The 18,353-nt window shown below is 59.1% G+C and carries 20 protein-coding genes, 1 tRNA gene and 1 pseudogene; 11 read left to right on the plus strand and 11 right to left on the minus strand.

The annotated features are described in order from the left end of the window. A pseudogene (gene tuf, locus ACTG3X_RS00005) lies at window positions 1-184 on the plus strand (elongation factor Tu); the annotation flags it as partial. 67 nt (window positions 185-251) lie between these two features. Here tuf and ACTG3X_RS00010 read toward each other — a convergent pair. Continuing rightward, the gene (locus ACTG3X_RS00010) at window positions 252-515 is read right to left on the minus strand and encodes a DUF6525 family protein (protein WP_439109171.1); all 264 of its coding nucleotides are present in this window, start codon (window positions 513-515) and stop codon (window positions 252-254) included. Window positions 516-657: 142 nt separating this feature from the next. On the opposite strand from ACTG3X_RS00010, the gene ACTG3X_RS00015 reads away from it, so the two are divergent. From ACTG3X_RS00015 to ACTG3X_RS00030, 4 genes are all read left to right on the plus strand, one after another. Next, window positions 658-1,716, plus strand: coding sequence for a GSCFA domain-containing protein (locus ACTG3X_RS00015; RefSeq protein ID WP_439109172.1), 1,059 nt, complete (start codon window positions 658-660; stop codon window positions 1,714-1,716). Next, on the plus strand, window positions 1,700-2,449 hold the full coding sequence (locus tag ACTG3X_RS00020) for a hypothetical protein (RefSeq protein ID WP_439109173.1): 750 nt from the start codon (window positions 1,700-1,702) through the stop codon (window positions 2,447-2,449). Before ACTG3X_RS00015 ends, ACTG3X_RS00020 begins: the two co-directional genes overlap by 17 nt. A 38-nt stretch (window positions 2,450-2,487) precedes the next feature. Beyond that, window positions 2,488-2,563: transfer RNA gene (locus ACTG3X_RS00025), tRNA-Trp, on the plus strand. 114 nt (window positions 2,564-2,677) lie between these two features. Further along, window positions 2,678-3,175, plus strand: coding sequence for a DUF4166 domain-containing protein (locus ACTG3X_RS00030; RefSeq protein ID WP_439109174.1), 498 nt, complete (start codon window positions 2,678-2,680; stop codon window positions 3,173-3,175). Here ACTG3X_RS00030 and ACTG3X_RS00035 read toward each other — a convergent pair. The 5 genes from ACTG3X_RS00035 to ACTG3X_RS00055 are packed head-to-tail and all read right to left on the minus strand — an operon-like array spanning window position 3,165 to window position 7,002. Next, window positions 3,165-3,959 carry a dimethylarginine dimethylaminohydrolase family protein gene (locus tag ACTG3X_RS00035; RefSeq protein WP_439109175.1) on the minus strand — a complete coding sequence of 265 codons (795 nt, stop codon included), beginning with the start codon at window positions 3,957-3,959 and terminating at the stop codon, window positions 3,165-3,167. The two genes, ACTG3X_RS00030 and ACTG3X_RS00035, sit on opposite strands and share 11 nt — an antisense overlap. Before the next feature lie 9 nt (window positions 3,960-3,968). Further along, window positions 3,969-4,664 (minus strand): ABC transporter permease, encoded by a 696-nt coding sequence (locus tag ACTG3X_RS00040; protein WP_439109176.1) that lies wholly within the window; start codon window positions 4,662-4,664, stop codon window positions 3,969-3,971. 4 nt (window positions 4,665-4,668) lie between these two features. Then, the gene (locus tag ACTG3X_RS00045) at window positions 4,669-5,382 is read right to left on the minus strand and encodes an ABC transporter permease (protein WP_439109177.1); all 714 of its coding nucleotides are present in this window, start codon (window positions 5,380-5,382) and stop codon (window positions 4,669-4,671) included. Between the two features lie 58 nt (window positions 5,383-5,440). Beyond that, window positions 5,441-6,190 carry a transporter substrate-binding domain-containing protein gene (locus ACTG3X_RS00050; RefSeq protein WP_439109178.1) on the minus strand — a complete coding sequence of 250 codons (750 nt, stop codon included), beginning with the start codon at window positions 6,188-6,190 and terminating at the stop codon, window positions 5,441-5,443. 23 nt (window positions 6,191-6,213) lie between these two features. Then, window positions 6,214-7,002: an ABC transporter ATP-binding protein gene (locus tag ACTG3X_RS00055; RefSeq protein ID WP_439109179.1), complete on the minus strand. Its 789-nt coding sequence runs from the start codon at window positions 7,000-7,002 to the stop codon at window positions 6,214-6,216. A gap of 333 nt (window positions 7,003-7,335) precedes the next feature. Between ACTG3X_RS00055 and ACTG3X_RS00060 the strand changes: the two genes are divergently transcribed. The 5 genes from ACTG3X_RS00060 to modC all read left to right on the plus strand — a co-directional run bounded on the left by ACTG3X_RS00060 (window position 7,336) and on the right by modC (window position 12,003). Next, on the plus strand, window positions 7,336-7,914 hold the full coding sequence (locus ACTG3X_RS00060; RefSeq protein WP_439109180.1) for a hypothetical protein: 579 nt from the start codon (window positions 7,336-7,338) through the stop codon (window positions 7,912-7,914). Between the two features lie 119 nt (window positions 7,915-8,033). Then, a complete protein-coding gene (locus tag ACTG3X_RS00065; protein ID WP_439109181.1) occupies window positions 8,034-9,404 on the plus strand; it encodes an aspartate aminotransferase family protein in 1,371 nt (456 codons plus the stop codon). A 72-nt stretch (window positions 9,405-9,476) separates the two neighbouring features. Further along, entirely contained in the window at window positions 9,477-10,235 is a 759-nt protein-coding gene (gene modA, locus ACTG3X_RS00070) for a molybdate ABC transporter substrate-binding protein (RefSeq protein WP_439109182.1), read from the plus strand. After that, the gene (modB, locus tag ACTG3X_RS00075; RefSeq protein ID WP_439109183.1) at window positions 10,232-10,924 is read left to right on the plus strand and encodes a molybdate ABC transporter permease subunit; all 693 of its coding nucleotides are present in this window, start codon (window positions 10,232-10,234) and stop codon (window positions 10,922-10,924) included. The genes modA and modB overlap by 4 nt, the downstream gene beginning before the upstream one ends. Beyond that, entirely contained in the window at window positions 10,921-12,003 is a 1,083-nt protein-coding gene (gene modC, locus ACTG3X_RS00080) for a molybdenum ABC transporter ATP-binding protein (protein WP_439109184.1), read from the plus strand. The genes modB and modC overlap by 4 nt, the downstream gene beginning before the upstream one ends. 3 nt (window positions 12,004-12,006) lie before the next feature. On the opposite strand, the gene ACTG3X_RS00085 is transcribed toward modC, so the two are convergent. Together ACTG3X_RS00085 and ACTG3X_RS00090 are read right to left on the minus strand one after the other, a co-directional pair. Further along, complete coding sequence (locus ACTG3X_RS00085) at window positions 12,007-12,459, minus strand: GNAT family N-acetyltransferase (RefSeq protein WP_439109185.1); 453 nt, start codon at window positions 12,457-12,459, stop codon at window positions 12,007-12,009. A gap of 12 nt (window positions 12,460-12,471) precedes the next feature. Beyond that, window positions 12,472-13,647 carry a hypothetical protein gene (locus ACTG3X_RS00090; RefSeq protein ID WP_439109186.1) on the minus strand — a complete coding sequence of 392 codons (1,176 nt, stop codon included), beginning with the start codon at window positions 13,645-13,647 and terminating at the stop codon, window positions 12,472-12,474. 130 nt (window positions 13,648-13,777) lie between these two features. On the opposite strand from ACTG3X_RS00090, the gene argS reads away from it, so the two are divergent. Beyond that, a complete protein-coding gene (gene argS, locus ACTG3X_RS00095) occupies window positions 13,778-15,499 on the plus strand; it encodes an arginine--tRNA ligase (RefSeq protein WP_439109187.1) in 1,722 nt (573 codons plus the stop codon). A gap of 256 nt (window positions 15,500-15,755) precedes the next feature. Here the strand turns inward: argS and rpsU are convergent, their stop codons facing one another. The 3 genes from rpsU to ACTG3X_RS00110 form a co-directional block, all read right to left on the minus strand. Beyond that, window positions 15,756-15,956: a 30S ribosomal protein S21 gene (gene rpsU / locus ACTG3X_RS00100; RefSeq protein ID WP_439109188.1), complete on the minus strand. Its 201-nt coding sequence runs from the start codon at window positions 15,954-15,956 to the stop codon at window positions 15,756-15,758. A 326-nt stretch (window positions 15,957-16,282) separates the two neighbouring features. Continuing rightward, window positions 16,283-17,833 carry a TRAP transporter large permease gene (locus ACTG3X_RS00105; RefSeq protein ID WP_439109189.1) on the minus strand — a complete coding sequence of 517 codons (1,551 nt, stop codon included), beginning with the start codon at window positions 17,831-17,833 and terminating at the stop codon, window positions 16,283-16,285. Then, entirely contained in the window at window positions 17,830-18,327 is a 498-nt protein-coding gene (locus tag ACTG3X_RS00110; RefSeq protein WP_439109190.1) for a TRAP transporter small permease subunit, read from the minus strand. Before ACTG3X_RS00110 ends, ACTG3X_RS00105 begins: the two co-directional genes overlap by 4 nt. Window positions 18,328-18,353 lie beyond the last annotated feature (26 nt).

Raw genomic sequence — 18,353 nt, forward strand, 5'->3', positions numbered from 1 at the left:
TACAACGGACGTGACAGGCACAGTCGAGCTTCCAGCCGGCACCGAAATGGTTATGCCAGGCGACAACCTGAAGTTCGGCGTTGAGCTGATCGCCCCGATCGCGATGGAAGCGGGCCTCCGCTTCGCCATCCGCGAAGGTGGCCGCACAGTCGGTTCAGGCGTTGTTGCGAAAATCGTAGAGTAAGCTTTAGAGCTTACTGACATTGCGAAGGGCCGCCCGAAAGGGCGGCCCTTTTGCTGTGGGGGGCGCGTCAGCCCGACGCGGGGCGCTTGGCCGTTGCGGCGCGGGCCAGCGTTGCGGCTTCGGCCTTTGACAGCCTTGCGAGCACGCGCTCTATCGGTTCGCCGCGTGTGCGCGCGCGTGTCCATATTTTCTGACAGGAGGCCGGCGACCAAGGCATCTGTGCGTTGGCGATCCAGTGGCGCAGTTGCGGTGGCAGGCGGTCGTAGGTTTGCATCGGGTCCGCGGCGCGCTTCTTTTTGCGCAGCGGTGTCGATCCGAGGTTTGTCGTCATAGGGTGGCTCATGTCGGTTGGTTGGTTTGCTGGAGCTATTGTTATGTTATAACATTGCATCTGGCAAGTCTGAGCTGGGTTGTTGCTGTGCCGCTTGGGCTTTGCTACGGTTTTATAAATATATAAAAAGTAAGTTGAGCGTATGAGTAACCCCTATACATCCCTGCCGCGGAAAGCCTTCTGGCGCAAAGCGGTCGCTGAAAAAGGTGCCTTGGGGCTGGAGCAGCTTTGGCAGCCGAAGTTTCAGATCAGGCCAGATCATAAGATCGTCACGGCGGGCAGTTGCTTTGCCCAGCATATCGGACAGGCGCTTACGGCGCGCGGGTATGACTGGTTTGATGCCGAGCCTGCGCCCCCTTGGTTGCGCGCTCAGGATGCGCGGGCCTTTCACTACGGTATCTTCAGCTTTCGCACCGGCAATATCTACACCCCCAAGATGCTGTTGCAGTGGCTCACGCTGGCGTTTGAGGGCGGGGATACCGAGCTTTGGGAGCGGAACGGGCGCTGGTATGACCCGTTGCGCCCGGTGATCGAGCCTGAGGGGTTTGCCAGCCAAGACGAGCTTTTGGCCGCGCGCAACACCACGCTGGCCAGCCTGCGCCGGGCTGTGCGTGAGGCGAGTGTCTTTGTCTTTACGCTGGGGCTGACAGAATGCTGGCGCAACGCCAAGACAGGGCTGGAATATGCGCTTTGCCCCGGCACTGTGGCGGGCGCGTCCTTTGATGCAGCGCTGCACGGCTTTCACAACACGGGGTATGCGGAGCTATGCGCCGACCTTGAAGCGGCCATTGCGCTGATGCAGCGCGAAAACAGCGCCATCCGTGTGTTGCTGACAGTGTCGCCTGTGCCGCTTGTCGCCAGTGCATCGGGGGAGCATGTGCTCACGGCAACCTCTCACTCCAAGGCGCTTTTACGCGCTGTCGCGGGAGAGGTCGCGGCGAATGATGCGCAGATTGATTACTTTCCATCTTACGAGATCATCACGCAGCCGGTGTTTCGGGGCATGTTTTTTGCACCCAACATGCGCAGTGTGGTGCCGCAGGGGGTGGCAACGGTGATGGGCCATTTCTTTGCCGAGCAAGAGCGCGTTTTTGGCGCGGTTGAGCTGGAGGATGCGCCCAAACGCAAGCGCGCCCGCAAAGGGAATGTGCGGGCAGATGTGGCTTGTGAAGAGGAGCTGCTCAATGCCTTTGCCAAGTAAGCTTGTCGTTTTTGGCGACAGCAACATCGCAGCGGTGCGCCATGCTTATGATGCGGGGCTGTTGAGCTTTGAGGGCTATGAAGTTGAGTTCTGGGGCGCGGCTGGCCCCGAGTATCGCCATATCCACTATAACAACGGTGGGCTGCGGCCGATGAAGCCTGAGGCCAAAAAGCAGGTGCTGATGGTCAATGGCCACGGGCGCGAGGTGTTGCGGCCCGACGACTTTGACGTCTTTGTGTTTTACGGGGTGCGGCTACGGCTGGCGGAGTTTTTCAGCGCTTATCTTGATCTTTTGCTGGATCCTGAGCGCGCGGTGAGCGAGGCCGCATTGGCGCGGGCGGCGGCACAGTTTTTGCAAGAGCGGCGCGCCGTGCGTATGGCCGCGATGATGAAGGCGGATGGTGCGAAGCGGATTGTCTTTGTCTATGCAGGCTTCCCTTGTTGGGGCGTGGTGGATCATGCTGAGGCGGGAGGCATCCTTGAGAGCTTCCCGCGTGTGCGGGACGCGGGGGAGGCGCTGAGACTGCGACTGTGGAGCGCGCTCACGCAGGCGTTTGATGCGCTTGGCCTGGAGCTTGTGCGCCAACCCGAGGAAACGGTGGTGCAAGGCATGTTCACCGACGCGGCCTATGCGGTGGCTGGAGCTGGCGAAAGTGGCGATGCCATTCACAAAGCGCCGGGCTATCCTGCCAAGGTTTTGGAAAAGCGCTTCGGAGCGCAAAAAGCGCCTTGATTTCCCCGCCGTGTCGATTTATCTCACAGGTCGGCCTTAGGGGTATAGCTCAGTTGGTAGAGCGACGGTCTCCAAAACCGTAGGCCCACAGTTCGAGTCTGTGTGCCCCTGCCATTTTCCTTCTTTACGACCATAAGGCCTGTCCCGAAAGGGATTGGCTTTTCTGGTGTTTTCCGCAAGACACGCGTAGAAGCGCGAAGGAAGTGCGCGTCAGAAAAGGGTGATGTCATGAGGCTATTTGAGCGGATCTTGGGCACGCAGTTTGCTGAGCTCGCACCTGAGGTGCAGGCAGTTCATGCGCAAGTCGGCGTGAAAGAAGGCGAGATCAGTTTGCGCGCTTCACCTCTTATGCAGCTCTTCGGCTTTCCGCCGCCATGCAAAGATGCGCCACTCTGGTTTGGCACGCGCGAAGAGGAAGAGATTGCGATCTGGCGACGCCAGATCAAAGACCGTGAGCTGCGCTCCGAGCTTTGGCAAACAGGCACTGAGGTGAGCGAGCGCATGGGTGCTGCGACGGTCACATCAAGATTGGTGGTCAACGAGGGCGCGCTTGAGCAGGTCACAACGGCGGTGCGGCTGTTTGATATCCCGCTGCCGCGCATAGTTTGGCCGCGTGTGACAGCGCAGGAGTGGGGCGCAGGCGGCAAGTATCACTTCCAGGTAGAAGTGCGCGCACCGCTCGCCGGGTTTGTTCTGCTGGCCTATGAGGGCTGGCTCAGGCTTTAGGCGGGCTGAAGCGCAAGCTGAGGCAGGACATGCCACCATCCAGCTTTGCGGCCTCTGAATTGCCGACTTCGCGTACGGTGTAGCCAGCCTTATCAAGCGCCTCTGCGGTTCGTGGGAAGCCCGCGGGCATGATCACCAGCTCGTTAAAGCGGATGGTGTTGCCGCAGGCTTCTTCGCCCTCGGCGGTATGGATCACGCGGTAGCCCTCAAAGCAGCCGGATGCGGCGAGACGCTCTGTGGAGAGGATGGTCTCCTCGTCCAAAAGCGAGCAGTCGGTTTTGAAGTGCAAGACGCCTGCGGGGGTGGCCACTTCGCGCACGGTGTAGCCCCAGTCGGCGGTGGCGCGGCGCAGCGCCTCGATACCACCCGATGTGGTGCGGGCGGAGGTGCCGACGAGGATCTCTGTTTCGGTTGTCAGAATATCGCCGCCTTCGATGAAGTCGGGCGCATCGATTGTGCGGATGTCTTTGTAGAACTTGGCGAGTGTCGGGGCCATGATGGCCGCCTCGCCAAGACGGGAGGGTGCGCCGGGACGCATGACGACCGCACCTTCGGGCAGGCAGAGGGCCGCATCTTCGACAAACACGCTATCGGGGAAGTCTTCCAGCGCGTCGAGCAGCTCGACATGCGCACCTGTTGAGCGCAGTGCGGCGACATAGTCGGCATGATGTGCCTCAAAGAGTGCAAGGTCGGGCGTGCCTGTATCGACGGCGCGCAGGCCCTGAACAATACTTTGTGACGGTTTGCGCGAGATGGCGTGTGTGAAGCTGTATGAGCGAGACATTGGGAGCCTTTAACTGCGGGTTTGTTTGGGGATGCGGTTTTCCAGATAGCGGAAACCGAGCACAAGAATACCTGTGAGGCACAGATATATCGCGGCCACGAAGAGGAGTGGCTCATAAATTTTGTAGGTTTCCTGCCGCACGATAGAGCCGATGCCGTAGACCTCGAACACCGTGATGGTGGCGGCGAGTGGCGTGGCCTTGAGTGTCAGGATGAACTCGCCTGTGAGCGTTGGGAATGTATTTTGCAAAGCACGCGGCAGCCAAACGCGGCGCAGCACCTGAAAGGGCGTCATGCCAACAGCGCGGGCGGCTTCAAGCTCGCCCTTGGGCACACCACGGAACGCGCCGCGCATGATCTCGCCTTCATAGCCTGCCACCGAGAGCGAGAAGGCCAGAACAGCATAGGGGAAGGCATCGCGCAAGACAGGCCAGAGAAAGCTTTCGCGGATGCCGGGTATCGAGGGGAAGAGAGAGCCGACACCGTAGTAGATCAGCCAGAGCTGGATCAGCAGAGGCGTGCCGCGAATGACCGTTGTGAAGCCGCGCGCGAGCCATGCCAGCGGGCGTGGGCCTGTGACCTGAACAAGGCCAATAGGAATCGCGAGCGACATGCCAATGAGGATTGACCAGAACAGAAGCTGGAGCGTGAGCCAGAGGCCTTCGGCAAAGCGGGGCAGATATTCGGGGAGCCAGGACCAATCCATGCGCTTAACTCTGGCTTGGCTGGCCGCGGCGGAAGTGCCGCTCGACCAGAGCAAAGACGCCTGTAGAGGCGAGGGACAGGGCAAGGTAGAGCACGGCTGCCGCCACGTAGAACATAAAGTACGCTTTGGTTGCCCCGGCGGCTTGCTTGGTTTCCAGTGCCAGCTCGGAGAAGCCGACGACGGCCAGAAGCGCAGTTTCTTTGGTGGCAATCAGCCAGAGGTTTGCGAGGCCCGGCAGCGCGAAAGGGATCATCGCTGGAAGGATGATGCGCCAATGCGCCTTGAACGCGCTCATACCGATGGCGCGCGCGGCTTCGATCTGCCCGAAAGGCACAGCCTGAAACGCGCCGCGCAGAACTTCGGTAGAGTAAGCACCTTGCACAAAGCCGATGACATAGATGCCAGCCCAGAGGCCCGAGATATCCATGCGCTCAAACCCCATCGAGGTGAGCGCCATATTGAGCAGGTCGGTGCCGAGGTAATACAGCAGCAAGATCAGCACAAGCTCGGGCACGGCGCGGATGACTGTGGTGTAAACCGTGAGCGCACCGCGCAAGACGGGGCCACCGTATATTTTGCCAAAGGCGCCAAAGAGGCCGAGGGCAAGGCCGAGCGCATAGGCTCCAGCCGCAATCTGGAATGTGCTCCAGAGCCCGCGCAGCAGGTTACCGCCCCAGCCGGGGGGCGAAAGTGCGAGGAGTTCGAGCGCGTTTTCCATGAGATCCGATCAGAAGACTGCGCGCGCCAAAAAGCTCTGGCGCGCGCGATAGGGGCGTTTAGCCGCCGTAGATATCAAAGTCGAAGAATTTCTTGCCGATGGCATCATATGTGCCGTCTTCGCGGATCTGTTTGATCGCTGCGTTGAACTTGGCGGCAAGCTCTGTGTCGTCTTTGCGCATACCAACGCCAACACCCGGGCCAAAGACGGCTTCGTCTGTCAGCTCGGCTTTGACTTCCATGTCGGGTGTGGCTGCGAGGTAGTCAGCGAAGGCGATCGAGTCACCGACGACGGCATCAACGCGGCCAGCTGTCAGGTCTTGGTTGTGCTCATCAAAGGTGCTGTAGGTTTTGATATCGGCACCACCAAAATGCTTCTCGGCATAGTTCTGGTGAATGGTCGAGACCTGCACACCGATGATTTTGCCATCTGTGCTGTCTGCGCTCATGTCTGATGTCTTGGGCGCCACCAGAACGGCGGGTGTGTTGTAGTATTTGTCTGAGAAGTTGATCGTTTTCAGACGCTCTTCCGTGATCGACATCGAGGCGACGATCGCATCGATCTTGCCTGCGAGCAGGGCGGGGATGATGCCGTCCCATGCCACGTCAACAACTGTGCACTCTTCTTCCATGGCGGCGCAGAGGGCGTTCTTGAGATCAACTTCAAAGCCTTCCCATTCGCCAGCTGCGTTTTTGGCTGTGAAGGGGGGGTAGGCTTCGGCTGCGAAGCCGATTTTGATGTCGGCTGTGGCCGCTGTCGCTGTAAGCGCCAGTGCGGCGGCTGATCCGAGGATTGATGTAAGTTTCATTTTTATCTCCCGTTTTCTGTTGGTTAGTATGTTGTTTGAATGAACGAGGCAAAGCGCTCACTCGTTGGGTTCGTGAAGATGTCTTCTGGCGCGCCGCGTTCTTCGACGCGGCCTTCGTGCAGATAAACAACTTCTGACGACACATCGCGCGCAAATCTCATTTCATGCGTCACGAGGATCATGGTGCGGCCTTCTTCGGCAAGGCCGCGAATAACTTTGAGCACTTCGCCCACCAACTCTGGATCAAGCGCCGAGGTCGGCTCGTCAAAGAGCATGACTTTCGGCTCCATCGCCACAGCGCGGGCGATGGCGGCGCGCTGTTGCTGGCCACCTGAGAGGAACGCGGGATATTGCTCGCGTTTGTCATAGAGACCAACGCGCTCGAGAATGGCCTCAGCGCGCTCTCGGGCTTCGGCTTTGGGCACGCCCAGCACCTGGACCTGGCCTTCCATCACGTTTTGCAGAACGGTCATGTGCTGCCAGAGGTTAAAGCTTTGAAACACCATGCCAAGCTGGGAGCGCAGGCGCGCAACCTGCTTCTTGTCGGACGGCACACGGGCCGCACCGTTGCCTTTGAACTTCACTTCCTCACCAGACAGGCGGATCAGGCCGGATGTGGGCAGCTCCAACAGGTTGATACAGCGCAGAAATGTGCTTTTGCCCGAGCCAGACGAGCCGACAATAGACACAACATCGCCTTCACGGGCGGTCATAGAGACACCTTTGAGGACTTCTAGGTCCCCAAATGATTTGTGCAGATCGTCAACTTCAAGTGTGGCAGCCGTGCTGTTTGCAGATGTTTTATCGGTCATGCGCTTATTATTTTTCTCCCCATGCGAACAGAGAATCTAATGTTCGCAACGCGCTGAGCTTAGTTTCTTAACCCCGATTGGCAATCGTTTTCTCTGCGTCAGAGGCTTGACCCTTGGGAAACGCACAAAAAACAGGCAGCGCAAAAGGGGCCTGAAGCCACCAGAAAATCAGGGTCTCAGCCGGGTGCACTGTTGGGCCGCGCGGCCGCTGTGCCTTTTATTTCAACAGAGTGTTTACCATGTGCAGGGCTGACGCAGGAGGCCGACTGTGGTTTCACAGGGAGGGGATACGGCGGGCACTGTTTTGAAGCCACGCCGATGAAGGGGGCCAGAATGGTTGAGACAAACGGACAGCGACACGCTGTGGCAACAGGCGCTTTGGCGGCAGAGCGGCTTGCGCCGCGCGCTGCGCGTGTTGCAGGACTTTTTGGCACAGCAGAAGCGGCACGCGCACAGCTTAGGGCTGCCGCGCATGTCCGCCAGTTTGAGCGCGTTCTGGTTTTCTCGCACGATACCCAGGGCGCCGCGCGCTGCGCGGTGGAGCTAGGGGCGGCGCTCGGTCTTGACGGGGAGGTCATGACCGACGCTGCAGCTCTGTTCGGCGCGTGCGATTTTGTTGTTGGGGATGGCGCTGCGCTGCGGCCTGACTGGCTTCATGCGGGGCTGCATGTGACCCTGCTGAACAGCGCAGAGGGGATTAACGCCGATGTCCTCGCCACTGCGGATGTGGTGGCCGCTGAAAGCGCCAGTGAGGAGACGCTTGCTCTGGAGGATGTGATTGGCGGCGCGGTAGAAGGGCGGCGGTCTGAGGCGGATATTACCATTTGCGCGCTTTCGGCGGCCGCGCCGATGGCGGTTTCGCCCGATGTGGCGCAGATGATGAAGGACATGAGCGCGAAAATCGCGGGCTAGGTCAGTTTGTTCTGGAAACCCATGCCGCATTTTGGCAGGTATGAAGGTGCATTAACCCAACCATCTGCACGCTGAGCTCCGGCATAAAGGTGAGATGCCTAACCATAGGAGCAATTCGCATGCTTAAAAACGACCAACTGGAACAGTGGGATCGTGACAACTTTTTCCACTCATCAACGCATCTTGCCGACTTCGCGCGTGGAGATTTGCCACAGCGCGTGGTGACGGGCGGGCAGGGCTGCCACATTGAAGACCGCGACGGCAACCGCTTGCTTGACGCATTTGCAGGGCTTTATTGTGTGAACGTCGGCTATGGCCGTCAGGAGATCGCCGAAGCGATTGGCGCGCAGGCCAAAGAGCTGGCCTACTACCACTCCTATGTAGGGCACGGCACCGAAGCCAGCATCACGCTGGCCAAGATGATCATGGATCGTGCGCCTGCACATATGAGCAAGGTCTACTTTGGCCTCGGCGGCTCGGACGCCAACGAAACCAACGTGAAGCTGATCTGGTATTACAACAATATCTTGGGCCGCCCCGAGAAGAAAAAGATCATCAGCCGCTGGCGCGGCTACCATGGCTCGGGGCTTGTGACAGGCTCGCTGACGGGGCTTGAGCTGTTTCACAAGAAGTTTGATTTGCCGCTGGCGCAGGTGGTGCACACCGAAGCGCCCTATTACTTCCGCCGTGAGAACCTTGAGCAATCAGAGGCGCAGTTTGTGGCCCATTGTGTGGCCGAGCTTGAGGCGCTGATCGAGCGGGAAGGCGCTGACACGATTGCCGCCTTCATCGGGGAGCCTATTTTGGGCACAGGCGGAATTGTCCCGCCGCCAGAAGGCTACTGGGCGGCCATTCAGGAGGTGCTTGAGCGCCATGATATTATGCTGGTGGCCGATGAGGTTGTGACGGGCTTTGGCCGCCTCGGCACAATGTTCGGCTCCGAGCACTACGGCATGAAACCTGATCTCATCACCATCGCCAAGGGCCTGACTTCGGCCTATGCGCCGCTTTCGGGCTCTATTGTGAGCGAGAAAATGTGGAAAGTGCTTGAGCAAGGCACCGACGAAAACGGCCCCATCGGTCACGGCTGGACTTACTCTGCCCACCCCATCGGTGCGGCGGCAGGTGTGGCCAACCTCAAGCTGATTGATGAGCTAAACCTCATTCAGAACGCGGGCGAAACGGGCGCCTACCTCAACGCGGCGATGGCCGATGCACTGGGCGCACACGCCCATGTTGGCGAGATCCGCGGCGAAGGCATGCTGTGTGCTGTCGAGTTTGTGAAAGCGCGCGAGGGGCGTGTCTTCTTTGATGCGTCAGAGAAGATCGGCCCGCAGATCGCGGGTGCTTTGCTCGCCGAAGGCGTGATTGCCCGCGCGATGCCGCAGGGGGATATCCTTGGCTTTGCGCCGCCCTTCTGCCTGACACAGGCCGAGGCCGACGAGGTCGTCGGCAAGACGGCCAAAGCGGTGAAATCTGTTCTGGGCTAAGACGTTAGGCTCTGACATTATGGCCCCGATGTTTGAAAAAGCATCGGGGCTTTTTCATGAAAGGCAAAGGCTATGCTCTGGTTTGGCAGATCGGTTTTGGCGCTGTGGTTTGCGGTGATGCTTGGCAATGCGGCCTTGGCAGACCGTGTCAGCATTTTTGCGGCGGCAAGCCTGAAGACGGCGCTGGACGAGATTGCGCCTCTGATCGAAGCCGAGACGGGGCATGAGCTCAGGCTTGTTTATGCGGGCTCTTCCACATTGGCGCGCCAGATTGAGCAGGGTGCGCCTGCGGATCTGTTTATTTCGGCCAATGTCGCATGGATGGATCATCTTCAAATCAATGGCAAAGTCGATGCCTCAAACCGCGTTGACCTTTTGTCAAACGAGTTGGTGCTGATTTCGCGCCTGCCGGCCCCTGATCTGCGCCTTGGTGACGCAAGCAGCTTTGGCCCCGGGCGGATCGCCATGGGGCTGGTCTCGGCGGTGCCTGCCGGTATCTACGGGCGTGAAGCGCTCGAAACGCTGGGGCTTTGGGGCGCGTTACAGTCGCAGGTTGTGCAGACTGATAATGTGCGCGCGGCGCTGGCGCTTGTGGCGCGGGGCGAGGCGCGCTTTGGTCTTGTCTACGCCAGTGATGCTGTGGCCGAACCCAAGGTGCAGGTTGTGCTGCAGCTTCCAAGTGATACGCACAGCCCGATCATCTACCCCGTCGGGCGGCTTTCGCCCTCTGAGGCGGCGGCAGATGTCTTGGCGTCCTTGCAGGGCGCTGCTGCGCAACGTGTTTTTGAGGCGCAGGGGTTTGGCCTCCTTGGCGTGAGGCCTGCCCAGTGAGCTGGCTTGGCCCCGAAGAGTGGCAGGCCGTCGCGCTCTCGCTCAAGGTGGCACTTTGGGCCACGGTGCTCAGCTTGCCCCCTGCGATCGCTGTTGCCTATGCGTTGGCGCGCGGGCGCTTCTGGGGCCACGGTCTGCTCAACGGGCTTGTGCATTTGCCGTTGGTTTTGCCGCCTGTTGTGACGGGCTATCTCTTGCTGTTGTTCTTTGGCTCGCAAGGCTTGGGCGGGCGCGTGCTTGAGGCTGTGGGTCTTCCGCTGGCCTTCCGCTGGAGCGGGGCCGTCTTGGCCGCAGCGATTATGGCGTTTCCGCTCGTTGTCCGCGCGATCCGCCTGTCTATCGAAGCGGTCGACCCCCGCCTTGAGGCTGCGGCTGCCACGCTTGGCGCGTCGCCTCTCAGAGTGTTTGCAACCGTGACATTGCCCATGGCGATGCCCGGTGTTTTGGCGGGGTCTGTGCTTGGTTTTGCCAAGGCCATGGGTGAGTTTGGTGCAACCATCACCTTTGTCTCCAATATCCCCGGTGAAACGCAGACATTGCCCTCGGCTGTTTACAGCTTCTTGCAAGTGCCAGGGGGCGAGAGCGCAGCAGCGCGGCTGGTTATTGTTGCCATCGTCGTTGCGATGGCGGCGCTTCTGCTGTCTGAAGTCCTGGCGCGGCGTATGGCGCGTAAGGTGGCAGGCGCATGAGCTTGAAAGTGGATATCGGCAAAGCCTTACATGGCTTTACGCTCAACGCGCGGTTTGAAGCGCCCGCGGGGATCACTGTTTTGTTCGGGCCTTCTGGGTCGGGCAAGACAACTCTGATCAACGCTGTTGCGGGGTTGATCACCCCGGATCGTGGTCACATCGGGCTGGGGGGGCGCGTGCTCTATGATGCGAAATCAGGTGAGAACCTGCCGGCTCACAAACGCGGTGTCGGCTATGTGTTTCAGGATGCACGGCTGTTTCCGCATTTGAGCGTGGAGGCCAACCTCAACTATGGGCGCAAGCTCGCGCCAACACCGCCTTCGGATGCAGAGTTTGACCGTATCGTGACGCTTCTGGGCATTGGCGCGCTTCTGGCGCGCCGTCCTGCGAAGCTGTCGGGGGGAGAGGCGCAGCGCGTGGCGCTGGGGCGTGCGCTGTTGAGCGGGCCAAAAATGCTTTTGGCAGATGAGCCGCTGGCGGCGCTGGATGGCGCGCGCAAGAGCGAGCTTTTGCCTTATTTCGAGCGGCTGCGGGACGAGCGCGCACTGCCTATTCTCTATGTGACCCATTCGGTCAGCGAGCTTGGGCGGCTGGCGGACCACGTTGTGACACTGGAGACGGGGCAAGCCTCGTCCCTGTGTCGCCCCGAAGATGTCTTGGCTGATCCAAAGCTAGTGCAAGGCGGTGTGCGCGCTGTGGGCGCGATGATCGAGGCCGTTGTGGTGGCACACCATGCCGACGGGCTCAGCGAACTGGTGGCGGGGGGTGTGCCGCTGTTTTTGCCCAAAGTGCCCCAAGAGATTGGGGCGCGGTTGCGGGTGCGGATTGCCGCGAGCGATGTCATTTTGGCACGTAGGAAGCCGGAAGGGCTTTCGGCGCTGAATATTTTGCAGGCAACTGTCACGGGGCTGCGCAGCGGAGACGGGCCCGGCGCTCTTGTGGCGCTGCACACGGCGGCTGGCAAGATACAGGCGCGCATCACCCGCCGCTCTGCCAAGGCGCTGGGCCTTGATGTGGGCGTTGCGGCCTATGCGATTGTCAAAACAGTTTCGATTGCACAGGAAGATGTGGGCGGGTGAGCCTCAGCCAACGGGCTTGTTGTATTTGATGAACGGTGTCAGCTCTGCCACGCGGTCATAGAGCTTGCGCGCCGTTGCGTTGAACTCCTGTGTCATCCAGTAGACGCCTGTTGCGCCGGCCTGTGTTGCCTCGGCATGAACCGCCTCGATCAGTGCGCGCCCCGCGCCAGTGCCGCGCACCTCGGGGTCAACATAGAGATCTTGCAGGTAGCAGGTGTTTTCGACCGACCACATGTGGCGGTGAAACAGATAATGCGTAAAGCCTATGGCTTGCCCGTCTTTGAGGGCAATCAGGCCTTTGAATTCGGTCTCTGAGCCCGAGAGCAGCCGCGCAAACGAGCTGTCATAGACCTCTTGGGGACGCGAGGTTTCGTAAAAGGTCAGATAGGCGGTGAACAGGCGCTGCCATTCGGGGCGATCAGCCTCTAGGATGGGGCGTAGGGTCAGCTCGGTCATGGGACTTCCTTTTCAAAGGCCAAGCGCGCGGCGCATTTGGCTCAAGGCGGTCTTCGCCGCAGGGTGCGCGCTGCCTTTGGCAAGGCTTTGGGCGGCAAGATCATCCGCCGTGGCAAGCAGCAAGTGCGGATTGCGCGCCTCGAAGGCCTCTGTGAGAGCTGGCTCGGCCATGAGCGCAGCATCAGCGGGCGCATCAGGCAGCTCGAGCATAGCAAGGCTATCGGCCTCGGCGCGCGCGAGCGCTGCGCGGGTGGGCTCGTCGCAGGCCAGTTCAAGCGGTGTGCCTGGTGCGTGGGCCAGAAAGAGGCGGCGCAAGAGCGGTGCGCCGTAAAAGGCCAGAAGCGCCTCAAGCGAGGGCAGGCCATTGTCAAACGGTGCGCGCGGTGACGGCTCTTCGCCCGTTGCAGGGCGCACAGGGTCGATCAGGCAGACTGACAGCTTGGCTTTGCCTGCGCTCATCAGGTCGATGCCTGCCACAAGGCCCGGGGCATAGCTGGAATGATCCTTGCGGAAGACATCAATCAGCATGTCAAAACCGCGCTCTAGCTTGTCGGAGTGGTAGGCCAGATCACCGGCATAATAGGTGAAGCGCCCGTCTGCATCTGTAAGGGGCCGTGGGCGCAGATCGCCGCGCGGAACGGTATCAAGCATCAGCCGCTCGGTCTGCGTTTCTGGCGCCGGGCTGACGAGGTTGCCCGATCTGTCCATCAGCGCATCTTTGGCCGCAAAGTCGTCTAAAAGCCGTGTGAGCGCCCCGCCTGTTTCAAGGCCGCTTTCATGGGTGAACACATCAAAGCGCACATCGAGGTCTGCCAGCCCCTCGCGGATGCTGGCCATGGCCGCGTCAACGGCTGCGCGGCGTACGGGCGCGAGCCAGTCGGCCTCGGGCGCGGTGAACAGATGTTCGGGCAAGCCTTTGCGCACGGCAGCCGCCAGCGCCGTTATTTCGTCGGTGTCAAACTCTGCAGGCGCAACGCAGCGTGCATAAACCCCGCGCGCCAGAGCATCAGCCTGTGGGCCCGCATCGTTGACGTAGTACTCACGGGTCACCTCATGGCCGAGCGCATCAGCCATGCGCGCGAGCACATCGCCGATGATGGCTGCATAAGCATCTTCGCCCCGAAGGGGGCGGGACGGGTAGGCCGAGACGAACTCGACATTGATGCGCTGTGGCTTTGAGGTGGTCATAAGAATTTGATAACAGTTAAATCAGCCCGATGGGAAGCCTTGCCAGCATGAATTGGCCCTTTTCCTCAGCGCACAAGCTCGGTATGCAAAGCCCGACTTTGACACTCCCTGCCAAGAAGGCCCGCGCCCCATGCAAAAGACCCTGATTGAGACCCTTCAACAGATGGTAAACGCCGCATTTGAACGCGCGGGGTATGACACCAAGTTTGCCGCGGTGCGTGTTTCCGACCGCCCAGATCTGGCAGATTTCCAGTGCAACGGCCTTATGGGCGTGGCCAAGAGCCAAAAGATGAACCCGATGGAGGCAGGCGCGGCAGTTATGGAGGCGCTTGACCTTGGTGAGCTCTTTGAAGCCGACTTTGTGAAGCCCGGCTTTTTGAACTTCAAGGCGACAGATGCCGCGTTGCGCGGGCTTGTTGCGGCCTCGGTGGCTGATCCGCGCGCTTTGGCAGCAACCGAAACACCTGCGAAAATCATGGTTGATTATGGTGGCCCCAACCTGGCCAAGGAAATGCACGTGGGGCATTTGCGCTCTGCCATCGTAGGGCACGGGCTGATCAACCTCTTGGAGTTTGCGGGCCATGACGTTGTGAGCGATGTGCATCTGGGAGACTGGGGCTTGCAGCTGGGCCAGCTCATCACCCAAATTCAGGAGGTGCGCCCTGATCTCTTTGACGAGACAGTGACCACACCGATTACGATGCTTGATTTGCAAGAGTGGTATCCTGCTGCGTCTGCAAAGTCGAAAGCCGATGAAGCTTTCCGCGAGCAGGCCCGCGAGGCGACCTCGGCGCTGCAAGCCGGAGATGAGCGCTACATGCGGCTTTGGCAGCGCATTGTCGATGTGAGCATCGCCAGCCTGCGCCGTGACTACAACCGCTTGGGCTGTGAGTTTACCTACTTCTATGGCGAAAGCCGCTACCAAGATATGCTCGGCCCGCTTGTCTCAAGCTTGGAAGACAGTGGCACAGCGGTGCTGGATGACGGCGCGATTGTTGTGCATCTGGGAGAGGACAACAAGCTGCCCCCGCTCATGCTGCGCAACTCCAACGGTGGCTATGGCTACGGTGCGACCGACCTTGCCACGATTGTTGACCGCCTGAACCACGATAAGCCTGACTACATTCTCTATGTCGTTGATGCGCGCCAGAAAATGCACTTCCAGCAAGTGTTCCTTGGCATGGAAAAGACGGGGCTGCTGGGCACGACAAAGCTTGAGCACACGGCCTTTGGCACGGTCAACGGCACTGATGGCAAGCCTTTCAAGACCCGCGAAGGCGGTGTCATGCGCTTGCACGATCTTATGGAAGAGATGAACGCCGCAGCCCGCGCCCGCCTTGAGGCGATGGGCAAACTCGAGGGCGACGCGCTTGAAAAAACAGCCGAGCAGATCGCTATTGCGGCGATTAAGTTTGGCGAGCTGTCCCACGACCGCGAGAGCAATTATATCTTTGATATGGAGCAGTTCCTGCAGTTTGAAGGCAAGACGGGCCCTTATATCCAGTACACCTGTGTGCGCATTGCATCACTGATGGAGAATGCCCGCGCCGCAGGGCTGACGCCGGCTGCGTTTGACACAGTGTCTGACGGCGCACGCGCGCTTGTGCTGACGCTTGATGAATTCCCGGCCAAGCTCGCCCGTGCTGTCGAAACCCGCAAGCCGAGCAACATGGCGATGCATGTCTACAAGCTCGCCAACGCAACCAACTCCTTCTACCAGTCAAACCGTGTTTTGGCTGAGGGCGTTGACCCTGCCGTTGCGGCCTCTCATCTTGGCTTGCTGACGGCAGCCAAGGCGCAGCTCGAGCTTGGCCTTGGCCTCTTGGGGATCGAGGTTCCTGCAAAGATGTAAGGTATGGCAGGCTGCCCCTGCAGCCTGTTGCCAAGACAATCAGCTCGTAAAAAAGCCCCCAGCGGATGCATCCACTGGGCGCGTGGTGTGTCCCAAAATAAACCCCGCCGTTTGAACACACAGAAATGCCGCGCTCACCATGAAAGCGAGCGCGGCATTTGATCTGTTGGTCTCACGCACTTAACGGTGAGGCCGACACGGCGGTAATCAGTGCCATTGCGTCAAGCTAGACTGCTCTATCTTGACCGCCTTTGGCTTAACCGTCGCGGAGCGCCTTCTTGCGCGCCAGTTTACGCTGGCGGCTGATCGACTCTTTTTTCTCGCGTGCTTTGCGCACGGAGGGCTTTTCGAAATGTTCTTTCAGCCGCATTTCACGGAAAACGCCTTCGCGCTGTAGTTTCTTCTTCAGCGCACGAAGCGCCTGATCAACATTGTTGTCGCGAACACTTACTTCCATTTCAGCTCTTCTATCTTGCTAGTAAAATTTGGGTGCATATTGTCTCCAGCCACAGTAATTTCAAGCGAAATCTTTGAATCTGGGCGTATTGGTCCATAAATCGCCACTCAGGGCGGCGAAACCACACCATATGGCCGTATATCTCTCGCCTTCGCCTCGGGGCAGGCAACTATGTCGGCAGCATAAGCGCATATAGCCATGACTTTGGCGCTATGACGCTGCGCAACTAAGTTTATTTGCCCCGCCCACGCCGTTGGGAAGAATCGGTCACACCATTTATAGTGTTGCTCGATGAGCCATCTTGCCACAACGCAAACTGTGGCTGCTTAAAACAGAACTGACGGAAGCCAAGTGGCAAGCGTTGGCACAAACCAGATAAACACGACGCCTATGGCTTGTATGCCAATAAACGGAATAACGCCTGCATAGATATGGCGGGTTGTGATCTCTTTGGGCGCTGCGCCTCTCAGGTAGAACAGTGAAAAGCCGAAGGGCGGGGTCAGAAAACTTGTTTGCAAGTTGATAGCAATAAGGATGCCCAGCCAGATGGGGTCATGGCCCAGAAGGATCAGGGTTGGGGTGACAAGGGGTAGGACGATGACCGATATCTCCACGAAATCAAGGAAGAACCCCAAGAAGAAGATGAAGACCATGCAGAAGACAAGCGCGCCGGTTGCGCCACCTGGCATACTGCTCAGGATGCTGGCCACGCGTTCTTCACCACCCAAGCCGATGAACACGAGGCTGAAGACTCCTGCGGCGAGTATGGTGGCAAAGATCATCGAGGTCATTGTGAGGGTCGATTCAAGGGCTCCGTGGACAACTTTTTGGTTGAGTGCCGGCTTAAGCGCGGCGAGCACAGCCATCATGCCGCAGATTGCAAGGCCTGCGTAGACAAGGCCCAAGGCGAAATCGGCATTGCTAAGATCATTGCGCTGGAAGCGAACAGGAAAGGCTCCAGCGAGAACGCCTAACGCGATGAAAGCAGCAGCGCCTGTCAGGATCAGTTTGGGGCTTGCCCCCATCTTGTGACCCGTCATCAGGAGCGCGCCGATGGCACCGACGGACGCGGCCTCAGTCGGCGTTGCAATCCCGCCAAGAATTGCACCCAAGACAGCAAAGATGAGGAGAATTGGGGGAACAACGGCGCGGAGTATTTCAGCACGGTCAGGTTTGGCCAGGTCGGCAGGCGCTGGTGGCATGTCTTGTGGGCGGATCCAGCCACGCAGCAAGACATAAACGAGATAGAGGGTAACGAGCAGAAGCCCCGGAATCACGGCTGCTGCAAAAAACTGGCCGACTGACAGGGCTTCAACCGAGAACTTCCCTTGTTCATACTGTGCTTGCTGAAACGAATTAGACATTACATCCGCGAGGATGATCAAAAGTGTAGAGGGCGGAATGATTTGCCCCAGTGTGCCTGCCGTACAGACGATGCCAGAGGCCACACGCGGGTCATAGCCTGCCCGTAGCATGGCGGGTAGGGCGATCATGCCCATGGCGACAACGGTCGCACCGACAATGCCTGTTGAGGCGGCCAAAAGCGCTCCCACCAAAATGACCGAAATGCCGAGGCCACCATGCAGCTGGCCAAAGAGGCGCCCCATGGTGTCGAGCAGATCCTCGGCTATGCGGCTCTTTTCCAGTACCGCTCCCATGAGAACAAACAGCGGAATCGCAATGAGGACATTGTTGGACAACAACCCAAAGACACGCTGGCCCATCGCGCCAAGAAGGGTGATGTCCATATGGCCCGTGTACCAGCCGATAAATGCAAAGATTATACCGACACCCGCGATAGAAAATGACACGGGAAATCCAAGAAGGATCGCCCCCATAAGGGCTGCGAACATGATTAGGTCGAGATATTCCATCATGGAGTTGGCCTTTGCAGCATGAGACGGATCAGGAGGGAAACGGATTGCAACATCACGAGGACGCAAAACGCTGGAATGAGCGATTTCATGAGAAATACGGCTTCAATACCGCCGACAGACAGCGGGCCTTCCAGTATCTTCCATGAGTTGCGCACAGAGGGCCAAGACCAGTAGAGCAAAGTGCCCATGGAGGGCAGTAGCAGGAAGAGGTGCCCGAAAATATCGATACGCCTTTTGGTCTCTGGGCGTGCCTTGCTATAGAAAACATCCACGCGGACATGCTTGTCGACAAGTAAGGTGTAGCTGGCTCCGAGCATAAAAAGCGCCGCATGCATGTAAAGCACGCTCTCTTGTGCTGCGATCGAGTTCACGCCAAAGGCATAGCGGCCAAGAACAATGGTGAATTGCACAAGAACCATGAAAAGAGCGAGCCATCGAACAAAAGTGGCAACACCTGTGTTCAGTGCATCGATCGCGTTTGCCAGTTTTTCCATCATGCGCTCCCAAAGTGGCGATTGTG

The organism is Lentibacter sp. (assembly GCF_965658795.1).
Lineage (GTDB): Bacteria > Pseudomonadota > Alphaproteobacteria > Rhodobacterales > Rhodobacteraceae > Lentibacter.

Coding starts and splice junctions, on each gene's coding strand:
- ACTG3X_RS00010 (WP_439109171.1), bottom strand. CDS start 515: ATGACGACAAACCTCGGATCGACACCGCTGCGCAAAAAGAAGCGCGCC.
- ACTG3X_RS00015 (WP_439109172.1), top strand. CDS start 658: ATGAGTAACCCCTATACATCCCTGCCGCGGAAAGCCTTCTGGCGCAAA.
- ACTG3X_RS00020 (WP_439109173.1), top strand. CDS start 1,700: ATGCCTTTGCCAAGTAAGCTTGTCGTTTTTGGCGACAGCAACATCGCA.
- ACTG3X_RS00030 (WP_439109174.1), top strand. CDS start 2,678: ATGAGGCTATTTGAGCGGATCTTGGGCACGCAGTTTGCTGAGCTCGCA.
- ACTG3X_RS00035 (WP_439109175.1), bottom strand. CDS start 3,959: ATGTCTCGCTCATACAGCTTCACACACGCCATCTCGCGCAAACCGTCA.
- ACTG3X_RS00040 (WP_439109176.1), bottom strand. CDS start 4,664: ATGGATTGGTCCTGGCTCCCCGAATATCTGCCCCGCTTTGCCGAAGGC.
- ACTG3X_RS00045 (WP_439109177.1), bottom strand. CDS start 5,382: ATGGAAAACGCGCTCGAACTCCTCGCACTTTCGCCCCCCGGCTGGGGC.
- ACTG3X_RS00050 (WP_439109178.1), bottom strand. CDS start 6,190: ATGAAACTTACATCAATCCTCGGATCAGCCGCCGCACTGGCGCTTACA.
- ACTG3X_RS00055 (WP_439109179.1), bottom strand. CDS start 7,002: ATGACCGATAAAACATCTGCAAACAGCACGGCTGCCACACTTGAAGTT.
- ACTG3X_RS00060 (WP_439109180.1), top strand. CDS start 7,336: ATGGTTGAGACAAACGGACAGCGACACGCTGTGGCAACAGGCGCTTTG.
- ACTG3X_RS00065 (WP_439109181.1), top strand. CDS start 8,034: ATGCTTAAAAACGACCAACTGGAACAGTGGGATCGTGACAACTTTTTC.
- modA (WP_439109182.1), top strand. CDS start 9,477: ATGCTCTGGTTTGGCAGATCGGTTTTGGCGCTGTGGTTTGCGGTGATG.
- modC (WP_439109184.1), top strand. CDS start 10,921: ATGAGCTTGAAAGTGGATATCGGCAAAGCCTTACATGGCTTTACGCTC.
- ACTG3X_RS00085 (WP_439109185.1), bottom strand. CDS start 12,459: ATGACCGAGCTGACCCTACGCCCCATCCTAGAGGCTGATCGCCCCGAA.
- ACTG3X_RS00090 (WP_439109186.1), bottom strand. CDS start 13,647: ATGACCACCTCAAAGCCACAGCGCATCAATGTCGAGTTCGTCTCGGCC.
- argS (WP_439109187.1), top strand. CDS start 13,778: ATGCAAAAGACCCTGATTGAGACCCTTCAACAGATGGTAAACGCCGCA.
- rpsU (WP_439109188.1), bottom strand. CDS start 15,956: ATGGAAGTAAGTGTTCGCGACAACAATGTTGATCAGGCGCTTCGTGCG.
- ACTG3X_RS00105 (WP_439109189.1), bottom strand. CDS start 17,833: ATGATGGAATATCTCGACCTAATCATGTTCGCAGCCCTTATGGGGGCG.
- ACTG3X_RS00110 (WP_439109190.1), bottom strand. CDS start 18,327: ATGGAAAAACTGGCAAACGCGATCGATGCACTGAACACAGGTGTTGCC.